Raw genomic sequence first — 12,569 nt, forward strand, 5'->3', positions numbered from 1 at the left:
TGCGGCGCCACCTGCGACGGGCACCACCGACTCTACATTGTTCCTATCGATTGGTAGATCAATAGGCGATACTAGACCAGCATGCAGAATCGGCGACGGCGCACTCGTCCGCCGCGGGGGAGGGATGATTGGCCAGGGGACGACAAATCGTGGAAAGACGGCCCGAGGAAAGGCGGGCCGACGAAAGGCGGGCAGGAGCGGAAGCGACCGAGCAGATCGTCAGCGAGAGCCGCACGGACCGCCTCAGGATCCGCGCCGCCTGGATGTATTTCGTCGAGCAGATGACGCAGAACGAGATCGCCGATGTGCTCGGCGTCGGCCGCGTCACCATCGTGCGCATGCTGGCGGAGGCGCGGTCGCGCAACGAGGTCAAGATCACCATCGAGAGCGAGCTTCTAGAGATCGTGCGGCTGGAGCGCGCGCTGGAAAAGACCTTCGGCCTCCAGCAGGCGCTGGTGGCGCCGCTGACGGCGGCCAGTGCCGATCCGATCCCGGCAATAGCCGCCAAGACCGGCATGTTCCTGTCCGACGCTATGAAATCCGGCATGCAGGTCGGTGTCGGCTGGGGCAATACGCTGTTCCACACCTTGCCGTTCATCAGCGCCAAATCGCTGACCGATTTCAAGGTGATTTCGCTGCTTGGCGGCGTCGGCGTCGCGCGCCGGGTCAACCCGGCCGAGTTCGCCTGGCGCTTCGCCCAGATCTTCCAGGGCGACGGCTATCTGATGCCGACGCCAGCCGTCGTCGACAGCGTCGAGACCAAGATCGCGCTGATCGAACGCTGCGGCCTGCAGGAGGTTTTTGAAATGGCCGACGCGCTCGACGCCGTTCTGCTGAGTGTCGGCGGGATCGCTTCGGCCACCACCTTCTCGCGCGGCGGCTTCCTCAGGGAAGCGGACCGGGAGGCGCTGCTGGCGCGCGGCGCCGTCGGGGACCTCCTGTTCCACTTCTACGACCGCAATGGTGATCTGGTCGACCATCCCGTCAACAACCATGTGATGTCGGTGGATGTCGACCGGCTGCGCAAGGCGCCAATCCGCATTCTGACCTCCGGCGGCGCGGAGAAGACCGACGCCCTGCTCGGCGCAATGAACCTGATTGCGCCCACAATCCTGATCACCGACGAGGAGAGTGCAAGGCGGATTCTGGCGGCGGTCAGCGAAAGCTGAAGGACCCCATCGTATAGTCCGGCCAGGCCTTATGCTCATCGAAGACAGCGGCGAGGTCAGGCGTGTCGGCCAATATCCCACCCATCACCAGTGCCGTCGCGATGCCGACGCCATTGCCGCCTGCAATATCGTGTTCGACGCTGTCGCCGACGCAGACCACGCTGCCGCGCTTTGGTTCGCCGGCGAGCGCGAGCGCCGCTTCGAAGATCGCCGGGCCGGGCTTGCCGATGCGGGTGACGCTGCCGCCCAGGCTCTCGTAAAGATCGGCGATCTCGCCGGCGCCGAAGCGGGGCCCGACCGCCGTCAGCATGATCTTGTCGGGATTGGTGCAGAAGCATGGCACTTTTCGCGCCGCCGCCGGGGCCAGCAAGCGGCGATAATGCTCGAGGTCGTAGCGGTCGCCCTCGCTGGCCGCGATCAGTACCAGGTTGGCGGTATCGCCGGTTCCGGTCAATACAAAAGGCAGGCCCTCGATCGCTGTGCGGTCATTATCGCGGCTGATCAACAGGCAGTTCGTGCCGGGCCGCAACGCTCCGGTCGCCGCCATTTCGTGGAAGGATCGCCACGCCACCTCGCCGGAGGAAACGAAATGATCCCAGCTTCCGGGCTCGAAGCCGAGCCTCAGCAAACGGTCTTCGTTGGGCTTGGCGCGCCTGCCGGAGTTGGAGACCAGCACCACGGTCTTTCCGGCGCGCTTCAGTGCCGCCAAGGCCACCACCGCACCGGGATAGGGGGCCGAGCCGTCATGCAGCACGCCGAACTGGTCGACCAGGAAGACCTGGTAGCGCTCCTCCAGCGGTCCGATGCCGTCGAGGCGTTCAGCCAGTTTCCCGCTCATAGCAGCCCCACCTCGTTCGCACCCTTCAACGCCAGGCGCGCCGCTCCGGCAGCGGCCTCGTCCGACAAAGCCGGCAAGAACGCAACGCCGAGCTTACGCTGCCGGATCGCGCTCCACGCCGGATTTGCCGCGCCGCCGCCGACGCTGCGCACCGAAGTCAGCGCCGGCGCGCCGAGCTCGCCAAGCCGGCGATAGCCGAGCGCTTCGATCGCGGCCATGCCTTCGAACATCGCCTTGAGATAGTCGGCATCATCCGCCGGGCGCGGGACGAGGCGCGGGGGGAGCGCCGGATCGGCGATGGGGAACCGTTCGCCAGTCGTCCCAAGCGGATAGTAGTCGAGGCCGGTCTCGGTCGCGGGGTCGATCATGGCGCTGAGCTCGATGATCCGCGCGAGCGGAAAATGCCGCGCCAGCACCTTGCCACCGGAATTCGATGCGCCGCCGGCCAGCCAGGTGTCGCCAAGACGATGGCTGTAGATGCCGAAGCGCGGCGCCGAGATCGGCCGGTCGGACAGGATCTTGATGGTCAGCGAGGAACCCAATGCGGTGACGCCGTCGCCGGCTGCCGTAGCGCCCGTCGCCAGGAATGAGGCGCAGCCGTCCGTGGTGCCGGCAACCACAACCACATCGCGCGGCAGGCCGAAAAGCGCGGCGGCGGCCGTGATAAGCGTGCCGCTGACCTCGCCCGGCTCGACGACATCAGGCAGTAAATTCATGCGCATGCCGGTGGCCGCGATCCAATCCGGCCAGCGGCGAGCCTCGACGTCATAGCCGGTCTTGAGCGCATTGTTCTCGTCGCTGACGTCGAAGCGTCCGGACAGGTTGCCGGCGATCCAGTCGGCCTGGTGGAGCACGGCCGCCATGCCGGGCAGACGCTGGAATCGGAGCGCCTTGGCGAGGCCTGAAGTCGGCCCGTGGGCGGCGCTCGTTTCCGGCGCCTCGCGGGCGACGATGGCCAGGATGTCTCCGTCATCGACCTTGTCGTTGTACATCAGCGGCTCGGCCAGGGGCCGCCCATCAGTGTCGACCGGCAGCAGCGTGCCCGATGTGCCGTCGACGGCGATGGCGCGGACCGTGGCACGGTCTATGCTTGAAAGCAGCCCGGCCAGCGCCGCCTGGACCGCTTGCCACCATGTGCGGGGATCGCGGGGGTTCGGGCCGAACCTGTCGAGAGGCACGGCGGATTGGGCGGCAATGGAAAAATCCTGGCGCATGGCGACCGCGCGGGCGCCGGAGGTGCCGATGTCGATGCCGACGACAAGTGGCGTCATGTCGTCCGTTCCTTGTCAGGCCGTGCCGGCGGCGTTGAGCTTCTGGCGATACTGCTCGGCGTCCCAGTTGACCAGTTCGTCATTCTCGGCGGCCGTGAGATAGTTCAGCCGCGCCTTGTCATCGACGCGCGCGGTCACGTCGGCCAGGCAACGCTGCATGGCGTCGGCACCGGCGCTGGCGTCGCCGCGCATCAGCACGCCGGCGCCGGGAAACAGGATCGCCGGTGGCGCCGCGCCGAGCCGCGCGACGACGCCGGCCACGTCCTCGCCCGGCCTCGCCACGACCGAGCCCTGGCCAAGGAATATGACATGATCCGGATAGAGGCTGCCGGCCTCGGCCATGTGCAGGCTTTCCGCATCGATCGCGACAGCATGCGCTTCGATATCCGCCGGTAACCGGTAGTCGCCGGCTAGCGTCGTCAGGGCGGCGATGTCGGGTGCGGCGGTCGCGCGCGCCGGCCGCGCCAGCAGCGACCGGACGCGGTGCAGCAAGGCCTGTGCGTCGGGGACGGTTTCCGCGGCGACCACCAGTCCGTGATTGCCAAGGATCAGTACGTCGACGCCGGGTCGTAATCTCTCGGCAATGCCACGGGCGAGCGGCAGGCCCGGCCGGAAATAGGGCACCCAGGCCCATTCGATGCCGCCCAGCCGCTTGGCGACCTCGGCCTCGCCATCGGCTTGCACGGCCAGCGAAATCGTGTCGACGCAGTGGACGTGCAGAACCACGCGTTGCGGCATCAAGGCATGCACCGTGGTCTCGATCGACGGACGCAGGCCACGCGGATTGAGGTCTTCGATGGCGAAAGCCTGTGGCTTGTCGGCGGCCGGGTCGCGCCGGTCGACGGCCTCCAGCAACGGCGCCATCGCCACCGGCACCATGATGTCGTCGCTGAGCGCGTCCTTCAGCCAGGTGCCCGAAGCCTTGATCCACAGCGTGTCGCCGGCCTTCAGCGAGGTGTTTCCGCCCGCCGCCTGCGTCATATGCGGGTTCAGCCCGATGCTGGCCGAAAGCGCCCGCAAGGCAGCCAGTTCCTGTGCATCAGCTTGGGTTGCCATGGCCCTTTTCTCCAACGCTTGCACAAAATCCCGTCGTCGGGACCGGTGTTGGCGTTGGTATCGCAGATGTGAGTGATCTGCGTCAATAGTGATCTACTATCGTCAAAAGCGGCTTGCAATCCAACTAATGTTGAGTAAGTTGCACCAATTGCCATAGAAATGGCGTCAGGGAGGAAAGGTTGAGCGACCTCGGCCGCCAGCGTCAGATCGTCGAATTGCTGCGGGATCGCCCGTTTGCCTCCGTGCGCGAGTTGCAGGAGCGGCTCGGCGTTTCGGCGGCGACGGTCAGGCGCGATATCGACCGGATCGACGAGGCCGGTGAGGCCCGCAAGGTCTATGGCGGCATTTCGGCGCTCGATGGCGCCTCGCATGCGGGCGTCGCCTATGCCCGGCCCTATGACGAGAACCGCGACCTTGCCGTCGAAGCCAAACGGCAGATCGCGGCGGTCGCCGCGACCATGGTGCGCGATGGCGACGCGGTCATCGTCCATGGCGGCTCGACCTGCTTCCATCTCGGCGTCAAGCTCGCCGACCGCAACATCCGGCTCTACACCAATTCGATGCCGCTCGCGGCCTATCTCAGCGACCATGGCCATTGCAGCCTGACGGTTGCCGGCGGCGACCTGCACCGTGAACCCGGCATCATCCATTCGCCGACCCAGGCGACGTCCTTCTATGCCTCGAAATTCTTTCTCGGCACACAGGGGCTCAACCAGGAAGGGCTGCTGGAATCGCATCCGCTGCTGGTGCGGTCCATCGTCGAGCTCAGCCTGTGCGCCGACCAGATCGTGGTGCTGGCCGACAGCCGCAAGCTGTCGATCCACGCGCGCAACGTCGCGCTGCCGCTGTCGCGCATCGGCACGCTGGTGACCGATGACGGGCTCTCCGATGCCGATGCGCGCATGCTGGAGGATGCCGGCGTCATGGTGCGGATCGCTTCAACCTCGGGAGCCCTCGCGTGAACGTGGCGGTGCTCGACTTCGGCAAGACCAATTCGAAGCTGTTCGTCTTCGGCCAGGACGGACGCATTCTCGACGAGCGCCGGACGCAACCGAAATGGGCGCGCCAAGGCGGCTTCAGCGTGCTCGACGAGGCCGCCCTCCATGGCTGGGCGTTCGGTGCCGTCGCCGACGCGGTCGAAAACCATGGTGTCGAAGGGGTGATGGTGTCGGGCCATGGCTGTACCTTCGCTCTTGTCGACGACAAGGCGCTGACCCATCCGATCCTCGACTACGAACAGGAGCCACCGGCCGAAATCGCGGCGCGGATCGACCGCCGCATCCCGGATTTCGGCGAGACATTCTCTCCCCGCCTGCCGCTCGGCTTCAACTATGGCCGTCACATGCTATGGCTGCAGGAAGTCGATCCCGACGCGTTCGCGGCGGCGAAATGGATCCTCGGCTATCCCCAATACTGGAGCTGGCGCCTTGGCGGCCGGCCGGTCTGCGAGGTCTCCTATCTCGGCTGCCATTCGCATTTGTGGGCCCCGCGCAAACGTGATTTCTCCTCGCTGGTCGACGCCGAGGGCTGGCGTGGCCAGATGCCGGCTTTCGAACGTGCCGGCGCCGTCATCGGCGAGCAGCGCTTCGGTGGTGCCGGGCGCCCGGTCGCCATCCACAACGGCGTTCACGACTCCAATGCGGCGCTGCATGCCTATCGCCGCCAGGAGCTCGGCCCGCTGACTGTCGTGTCGACCGGCACCTGGGTCGTCGTGCTCAACCCCGACTGTCCGCTCGAAGCGCTCGACCGTGAGCGCGACATGCTGGTCAATGTCGATGTCGACGGCGGCCCAGTGCCGACCATCCGCTTCATGGGCGGGCGTGAATTCGCCGCCATCAGCGACGGCTGGCAAGGCCCGATCCCGCATCGCTCGATCCAACAGGCGATCGATGCCGGCCTCATGGCGCTGCCGAGCTTCGCGGCGGGCGGGCCGATGCCGGATCGCCCCGGCCGGTTGGCCGGGCGCACGCCCGATGCCGGTGAACGCGCTGCCGTGGCGCTGCTCTATGTGGCGCTGATGATCGATCTCTGCCTCGACCTCATCCATTCCAACAATACTGTCATCGTCGATGGCGGGCTGAACACTGGCGGCTTGCTCGCCGGGCTGCTGGCGCAGCTGCGTCCCGGCCAGGGTTTCCTGCAAGGTGCTTCGCTCGAAGGCAGCGCCACGGGTGCCGCCGCGCTCGCCTTCGAGAGCGTGGGGCGCGACTTCGCCGCCGAGCCGCCGGAGCCGGTGCAGGCGACGCGATTCGGCGGGCTTGCCGGCTATCGCGACGCCTGGCGCGATCTCATTGCCGGGCATGGTGCCGCCGCCAAGGCGGCGGGTGGTGCACGATGAGCGCGGCGGTGCGGACGCTAGCGGCGCGCCAGCCGGTGCTGGAGATGCGCCACATCTCGAAGACCTTCGGCGCGATCCGTGCCCTGCAGGACGTCTCGCTCAGCGTCCACGCCGGCGAACTGCATGCGCTGATGGGCGAGAACGGCGCCGGCAAGTCGACGTTGATGAAGGTGCTGTCCGGCGCCTATCGGCCGGATCCCGGCGGCGAGATCCTGATCGATGGTGCGCCCGCCGCGACGGGCGATCCGATCAAGGCGCGTGCTGCCGGCATCGCGGTGATCTATCAGGAACTGTCGTTGGCGCCCAATCTGACCGTGGCGCAGAACATCTTCCTCGGCAACGAGCCGCGCCGTTTCGGCATCGTCGACCGCGACCAGTGCAACCGGCGCGCGACCGAGATCGTCGGCCGGCTCGGCGTCTCTTTCTCGGCGCGCGCTTTGGTCTCCGGCCTGTCGCTCGGCGAGCGCCAGCTGGTCGAGATTGCCCGGGCGCTGTCGACCAATGCGCGCATCATCGTCATGGACGAGCCGACCACATCGCTCACCTCGCGCGAGACCGACCGCCTGTTCGAGGTGATCGCGACGCTGAAGGCGCAAGGCATCGCCATCATCTACATCAGCCACCGCATGGAGGAAGTCTACCAACTTGCCGACCGCGTCAGCGTGCTGCGCGACAGCGGCTATGTCGGTACGCTCGATCGCGCCGACCTCAACGCCTCGCGCCTGGTGTCGATGATGGTCGGCCGCGATCTCTCCGCCTTCTACAAGAAGGATCATCGCCCTCCAGACGGAAAACGCGCCATCGCGCTCTCGGTGCGCGGCATGTCCGACGCGCACCTGCTGAAGAACTGTTCGTTCGATCTCCATCACGGCGAGGTGCTGGCATTGGCGGGCCTCGTCGGCTCGGGCCGCACGGAGCTTGCCCGGCTGATCTTCGGCGCCGACAAACGCAGCGCTGGCACGATGGAGCTCGACGGCAAGCCCATAACCATCGGCTCGCCGCGCGAGGCGCTCGATGCCGGCATCGCCTACCTCACCGAGGACCGCAAGGAACTCGGCCTGTTCCTCGATATGTCCATTTCGGACAACATCAGCATGGGCGTACTTGTCAGGGACGCGCGGGCCGGCGGCCTTCGCGATTTCACGGCCGCCGACAGGCGTGCGGCAAAGGCCATTGCCGACCTGTCGATCCGCACCAACTCGGCGCAGGCCAATGCCGGCTCGCTGTCGGGCGGCAACCAGCAGAAAGTGCTGCTCGCGCGCCTTCTGGAGACCGAGCCGAAGGTCGTCATCCTCGACGAGCCGACCCGCGGCGTCGATGTCGGGGCCAAATCGGAAATCTATCGGCTGATCGACAATCTCGCCAACCGGGGCATCGCCATCCTGATGATATCAAGCGAATTGCCCGAGGTGATCGGCGTCGCCGACCGCGTGCTGGTGATGCGCGACGGCGCCATATCAGGCGAGGTGACGGCATCCGAAGGCGAGCCGCTTCGTCAGGAAGCGATCATGGAACTTGCGACGGGAGCGTCTCAGCGATGACAGACAGGACGACCGCGACGAAGAGTGTGGATCAGGCGGCGGTCAGGAGCCGGCGGCTGCGCACCACATTTGCCGCCCTTGGCATGCTGCCCGTGCTGGTGCTGCTGGCGGCCGGCTTCCAGTTCATCAACCCGCGCTTCCTCACCGGCACCAACCTGCTCATCGTCACGCAGCAATCGTCGATCAACATCGTGCTTGCCGCCGGCATGACATTCGTCATCCTGACCGGCGGCATCGACCTGTCGGTCGGCTCTATCCTCGCGGCGGCCGCGATGGTGGCGGTGCTGGTGTCGCTGGTGCCGGACTGGGGCCTGCTCGGCGTGCCGGCGGCCATCCTGGCGGGGCTCGGCTTCGGGCTCATCAACGGGCTGCTCATCGCCTATATCAGGCTGCCGCCGTTCATCGTCACGCTGGGTTCGCTGACAGCCGTGCGCGGCATTGCCCGCCTGCTCGGGCAGGACACGACGGTGTTCAACTCCGACCTGCCGTTCGACTTCATCGGCAACGGCTCGGTGCTCGGCATTCCCTGGCTCGTCGTCATCGCCCTGTCGGTGGTGGTGCTGTCCTGGCTGGTGCTGAAGCGCACGGTGCTCGGCACCTGGATTTATGCCGTCGGCGGCAATGCCGAGGCAGCTCGACTGACCGGCATCAAGGTGCCGCTGGTGCTGCTCTTCGTCTATGGCGTTTCCGGCCTGCTTGCCGGCCTTGGCGGCGCCATGTCGGCGGCAAGGCTCTACGCCGCCAACGGCCTGCAGCTCGGGCAAAGCTACGAACTCGACGCCATCGCCGCCGTCATTCTCGGCGGCACCAGTTTCGTCGGCGGCGTCGGCTCGATCTGGGGCACGCTGATCGGCGGCCTGATCATCGCGGTGCTCTCCAACGGCCTCATCTTGGCCGGTGTCTCTGACATCTGGCAGTACATCATCAAGGGATTGGTCATCATCGTGGCGGTCGCCCTCGACCGCTACCGGCTCCAGGCAGGAGCAAGAACGTGAGTGACCTAGTCGCCGGCATCAACGACCGGCTTGTGTAACGCACCGTGAGAGGCGCGGGGCATCAGGAGGAAGTAAGCGTAATGAAGACCATCGCCAAACTGCTCTGCGGCGCCGCCCTTGCGGCCGTCGTCATCGCGCCGGCATCGGCCAAGGACCTCAACAAGGTCGGCATCTCGGTCGGCCTGCTCGGCAACCCCTTCTTCGTCGCCACCATCAAGGGCATCGAGGACGCGGCCAGGAAGATCAATCCGAAGGTCGAGGTGACGTCGGTATCGGCCGACTACGACCTCAACAAGCAGGTCTCGCAGGTCGATTCCTTCATCGCCGCCGGCGTTGACGTGATCATGCTGAACGCGGTCGATGCCAAGGCGATCGCTCCGGCGGTGAAGAAGGCGCAGGCAGCCGGCATCATCGTCGCGGCCTTCGACGTTTCGGCGCCCGGTGCCGACGTCACGGTGATGACCAACAACGTCAAGGCCGGCGAGGAAGCCTGCCAATACCTGGTCGACCACACCGGCGGCAAGGGCGACTACGTCATCCTCAACGGGCCGGCGTCGTCGTCGATCCTGGAACGGGTGAAAGGCTGCAAGAACGTGCTTGCCCAGCATCCCGACATCAAGATCCTGTCCGACGACCAGAACGCCGAAGGCTCCCGCGATGGCGGCTTGAAAGTGTTCCAGTCGCTGCTCACCCGTTTCGACAAGATCGACGCGGTGTTCGCCATCAACGATCCGACGGCGATCGGCGCGGAGCTCGCCGCCAAGCAGCTCAACCGTTCGGAGTTCATCTTCACTGCGGTCGACGGGGCGCCGGATATCGAGAAGGAACTTTCTTCCGGCAAATCGATGATCAAGGCCTCGGCCTCGCAGGATCCCTATGTGATGGCCGGCCAGTCGCTCACCATGGCGGCCGACCTGCTCGCCGGCAAGAAGCCGGCCGAGGCCACCGTACTGCTCGACCCGAAGCTGATCACGGCCGAGAACCTGAAGGACTACAAGGGCTGGACCGCGGCCCGCTAAGCCTCCCAAGGCCGGTGCGGCCGGAGCGATCCGGCCGCACCATTCTCCTCGCCGCTTAACTCTTTGTTTTACGCAATTCCGGACGGAGAATTGCTTTAACCGGAGACGATCATGTCGCGCATCGGAATCCATTCCTTCGTCTGGTCGGCAAGCTCGGCGCAGGGCGAACTCGAACGCACGCTGGCCAATACCAGGGAGGCCGGTTTCGACCTGATCGAATTCTCTTATCTCGACCCCGCCAATGTCGATATTGACGGGCTTGCCAAACGCATCGCCGATCTTGGTCTCGGCGTCGCGATCAGCATCGGATTGCCTGGTGACGGCGATATTTCGAGCGCCGACAAGGCGATCGCCGCGCGCGGCGTCGAGATCCTCAGCGACACCGTCGCGCTGACGCGCGACCTTGGCGGCAGCAAGGTCGCCGGCATTCTTTCGACCAGCCATGGCCTGCAGATCGAGGCACCGACACGCGATCAATGGAATCGCAGCGCGGCAACGCTGGCAAAGGTCGCCGAGACGGCGAAGGCAGCCGGCGTCACGCTCAACCTCGAAATCGTCAACCGCTTCGAAAGCAACCTGCTCAACACCGCCGCGCAAGGGTTGGCCTTCATCGAGGACACGGGGTCGGACAACATCTTCCTGCATCTCGACACGTTCCACATGAACATCGAGGAAGCCGATGTCGGGCTCGCCATCCGCCACGCCGCCGCCAAGATCGGCTATGTCCATATCGGCGAGAGCCATCGCGGCTTCCTCGGCACCGGCAACATCGATTTCGCGGGGATTTTCGATGCGCTGACCGCAATCGGCTATGCCGACGATCTCAGCTTCGAATCCTTCTCCTCGGAGATTGTCGACGAGAACCTGTCGAAGAAGACGGCGATCTGGCGCAATCTGTGGACCGACAACATGGCGCTCGCCAAGCACGCGCGTGCCTTCATCGGCCTTGGGCTGGAAACGGCGCAACGCAAGGCAGAGCTGGTCTCGGCACGGCACAAGCCATAACCACTCCAGCTCGCGCCGGTCAGCCCGAATGTGCGGCCGTGCCTGTTTCGCATGGCACGGCATTGCCCCCGTCATGTGCATCGGCTATCCGACCCGCAGCACACATGAAGCAAACGGAGCCCGGCATGACGAACAAGACCATCCTGAAATTCGGCGCGGTCGAGCACGCGGAAGCTGGCGATCTGCCTGGCTGGATCGCGGTCGAGGGCCAACCGACCATGCAGACCGCCGTCCAGCACACGACTTCGGATGGCAAGGTGATATCGGGAACCTGGCGTGCGTCGCCCGGCACTTATCATGCGACCTACACCGATTATGAGTTCGTGCACATGATTGCCGGCCGCATCATCATCACGCCCGACGGCGGCACGCCGGTCGAGGTCGGCCCCGGCGACGCCTTCGTGGTGGAAGCCGATTTCAAGGGCACCTGGAAGATCATCGAGCCGGTGACCAAGCATTTTGTCGTGCGGGTCGGCTGAGCCGGCCCGATCACAGCCGAAGCAAGCCCTCCATGATTCGCCATGGCGGGTAAGCACGGATTGCTTTGCGCCTATTGCGGCAAGCTATCCGGCCACGACTTCACTCAACCAGCTCCGCCACCTGACCGGTTTGTTCCCGCGCGCCTTTCCGCTTCGGAGCTCTGCCGCTTGGGTTGTGGAACATTCAGCTGCAGCCGGCGTTTTACGTCACACTGTCTTTCAGAGATGCACCGCAGTCGCGCGCGACTGCCTTTGGAGGCATTACCATGGCCCGCAACCCGCAAAGCACGGCAAGCATTGGCGGCCACCCGATCCATCCCATGCTGATCCCTTTCCCGATCGCTTTCTTCGTCGCCACCTTCGTTTGCGACCTGATCTTCTGGCGAACAGGCAATCCGGGATGGGTGAGCGCCAGTCTCTGGCTGCTTGGGGCGGGCCTGATAATGGCCGCCTTGGCAGCTCTTGCCGGGCTGACCGATGTCCTGGGCGATGTTCAAATCCGCAATTTGCGTGACGCGTGGCTCCACGCCGGCGGCAATGTGCTCGTCGTCCTGATCGAACTCTACAACTGGTACTCTCGCTATGCCCATGGCGAGACGGCGGTGGTACCCACCGGCCTGGTCCTCTCGCTGATCGTGGTTCTCATTCTTCTGTTCACGGGCTGGAAGGGCTGGGAAATGGTCTACCGTCATCGCGTGGGCGTCGCCGATGGTCCCGGCGAAGTAAGCCGACACTGAGGCGCGGCCTATTCTTCGGTGCTCGGGATGCTTTTGAGGACGAACAGGGCCCTCTGGGCTATGCGCCGTGCCCAGCCTGCCGAGCCGTCCCAGGAAGGGGCTATCGGCGACGGGTCGCCAT

Annotated in this window: 12 protein-coding genes; 9 read left to right on the forward strand and 3 right to left on the reverse strand. The window is 65.6% G+C overall.

Annotated features, from left to right (window positions below; all coding sequences use genetic code 11):
- Positions 1 to 149: 149 nt before the first annotated feature.
- Positions 150 to 1,169 (forward strand): sugar-binding transcriptional regulator, encoded by a 1,020-nt coding sequence (locus FJ543_RS10090; protein ID WP_140874924.1) that lies wholly within the window; start codon positions 150 to 152, stop codon positions 1,167 to 1,169.
- Here the strand turns inward: FJ543_RS10090 and FJ543_RS10095 are convergent.
- The 3 genes from FJ543_RS10095 to FJ543_RS10105 are packed head-to-tail and all read right to left on the reverse strand — an operon-like array spanning position 1,156 to position 4,334.
- Complete coding sequence (locus FJ543_RS10095; RefSeq protein ID WP_015315474.1) at positions 1,156 to 2,007, reverse strand: TIGR01459 family HAD-type hydrolase; 852 nt, start codon at positions 2,005 to 2,007, stop codon at positions 1,156 to 1,158. The two genes, FJ543_RS10090 and FJ543_RS10095, sit on opposite strands and share 14 nt — an antisense overlap.
- The gene (locus FJ543_RS10100; protein ID WP_140874926.1) at positions 2,004 to 3,278 is read right to left on the reverse strand and encodes an FGGY-family carbohydrate kinase; all 1,275 of its coding nucleotides are present in this window, start codon (positions 3,276 to 3,278) and stop codon (positions 2,004 to 2,006) included. Before FJ543_RS10100 ends, FJ543_RS10095 begins: the two co-directional genes overlap by 4 nt.
- Positions 3,279 to 3,293: 15 nt before the next feature.
- Complete coding sequence (locus tag FJ543_RS10105; RefSeq protein WP_140874928.1) at positions 3,294 to 4,334, reverse strand: class II aldolase/adducin family protein; 1,041 nt, start codon at positions 4,332 to 4,334, stop codon at positions 3,294 to 3,296.
- A gap of 179 nt (positions 4,335 to 4,513) precedes the next feature.
- On the opposite strand from FJ543_RS10105, the gene FJ543_RS10110 reads away from it, so the two are divergent.
- From FJ543_RS10110 to FJ543_RS10145, 8 genes are all read left to right on the forward strand, one after another.
- Positions 4,514 to 5,296 (forward strand): DeoR/GlpR family DNA-binding transcription regulator, encoded by a 783-nt coding sequence (locus tag FJ543_RS10110; RefSeq protein WP_015315477.1) that lies wholly within the window; start codon positions 4,514 to 4,516, stop codon positions 5,294 to 5,296.
- A complete protein-coding gene (locus FJ543_RS10115) occupies positions 5,293 to 6,672 on the forward strand; it encodes an FGGY-family carbohydrate kinase (RefSeq protein WP_140712803.1) in 1,380 nt (459 codons plus the stop codon). The genes FJ543_RS10110 and FJ543_RS10115 overlap by 4 nt, the downstream gene beginning before the upstream one ends.
- A complete protein-coding gene (locus tag FJ543_RS10120) occupies positions 6,669 to 8,213 on the forward strand; it encodes a sugar ABC transporter ATP-binding protein (protein WP_140874930.1) in 1,545 nt (514 codons plus the stop codon). The genes FJ543_RS10115 and FJ543_RS10120 overlap by 4 nt, the downstream gene beginning before the upstream one ends.
- Positions 8,210 to 9,208: a ribose ABC transporter permease gene (locus tag FJ543_RS10125; RefSeq protein WP_140720180.1), complete on the forward strand. Its 999-nt coding sequence runs from the start codon at positions 8,210 to 8,212 to the stop codon at positions 9,206 to 9,208. Before FJ543_RS10120 ends, FJ543_RS10125 begins: the two co-directional genes overlap by 4 nt.
- An 80-nt stretch (positions 9,209 to 9,288) precedes the next feature.
- The gene (locus tag FJ543_RS10130) at positions 9,289 to 10,227 is read left to right on the forward strand and encodes an ABC transporter substrate-binding protein (RefSeq protein ID WP_140720182.1); all 939 of its coding nucleotides are present in this window, start codon (positions 9,289 to 9,291) and stop codon (positions 10,225 to 10,227) included.
- Between the two features lie 111 nt (positions 10,228 to 10,338).
- The gene (locus FJ543_RS10135; protein WP_140712809.1) at positions 10,339 to 11,232 is read left to right on the forward strand and encodes a sugar phosphate isomerase/epimerase; all 894 of its coding nucleotides are present in this window, start codon (positions 10,339 to 10,341) and stop codon (positions 11,230 to 11,232) included.
- 125 nt (positions 11,233 to 11,357) lie between these two features.
- Complete coding sequence (locus FJ543_RS10140; protein ID WP_015315483.1) at positions 11,358 to 11,711, forward strand: cupin domain-containing protein; 354 nt, start codon at positions 11,358 to 11,360, stop codon at positions 11,709 to 11,711.
- Between the two features lie 266 nt (positions 11,712 to 11,977).
- Positions 11,978 to 12,448, forward strand: a complete 471-nt coding sequence (locus FJ543_RS10145) for a DUF2231 domain-containing protein (RefSeq protein WP_015315484.1) — start codon at positions 11,978 to 11,980, stop codon at positions 12,446 to 12,448.
- Positions 12,449 to 12,569 lie beyond the last annotated feature (121 nt).

Origin of the sequence: Mesorhizobium sp. B2-5-7, from assembly GCF_006440875.1 — a bacterium.
GTDB lineage: Bacteria > Pseudomonadota > Alphaproteobacteria > Rhizobiales > Rhizobiaceae > Mesorhizobium > Mesorhizobium australicum.

Coding starts and splice junctions, on each gene's coding strand:
- FJ543_RS10095 (WP_015315474.1), bottom strand. CDS start 2,007: ATGAGCGGGAAACTGGCTGAACGCCTCGACGGCATCGGACCGCTGGAG.
- FJ543_RS10100 (WP_140874926.1), bottom strand. CDS start 3,278: ATGACGCCACTTGTCGTCGGCATCGACATCGGCACCTCCGGCGCCCGC.
- FJ543_RS10105 (WP_140874928.1), bottom strand. CDS start 4,334: ATGGCAACCCAAGCTGATGCACAGGAACTGGCTGCCTTGCGGGCGCTT.
- FJ543_RS10120 (WP_140874930.1), top strand. CDS start 6,669: ATGAGCGCGGCGGTGCGGACGCTAGCGGCGCGCCAGCCGGTGCTGGAG.
- FJ543_RS10125 (WP_140720180.1), top strand. CDS start 8,210: ATGACAGACAGGACGACCGCGACGAAGAGTGTGGATCAGGCGGCGGTC.
- FJ543_RS10130 (WP_140720182.1), top strand. CDS start 9,289: ATGAAGACCATCGCCAAACTGCTCTGCGGCGCCGCCCTTGCGGCCGTC.
- FJ543_RS10135 (WP_140712809.1), top strand. CDS start 10,339: ATGTCGCGCATCGGAATCCATTCCTTCGTCTGGTCGGCAAGCTCGGCG.
- FJ543_RS10140 (WP_015315483.1), top strand. CDS start 11,358: ATGACGAACAAGACCATCCTGAAATTCGGCGCGGTCGAGCACGCGGAA.
- FJ543_RS10145 (WP_015315484.1), top strand. CDS start 11,978: ATGGCCCGCAACCCGCAAAGCACGGCAAGCATTGGCGGCCACCCGATC.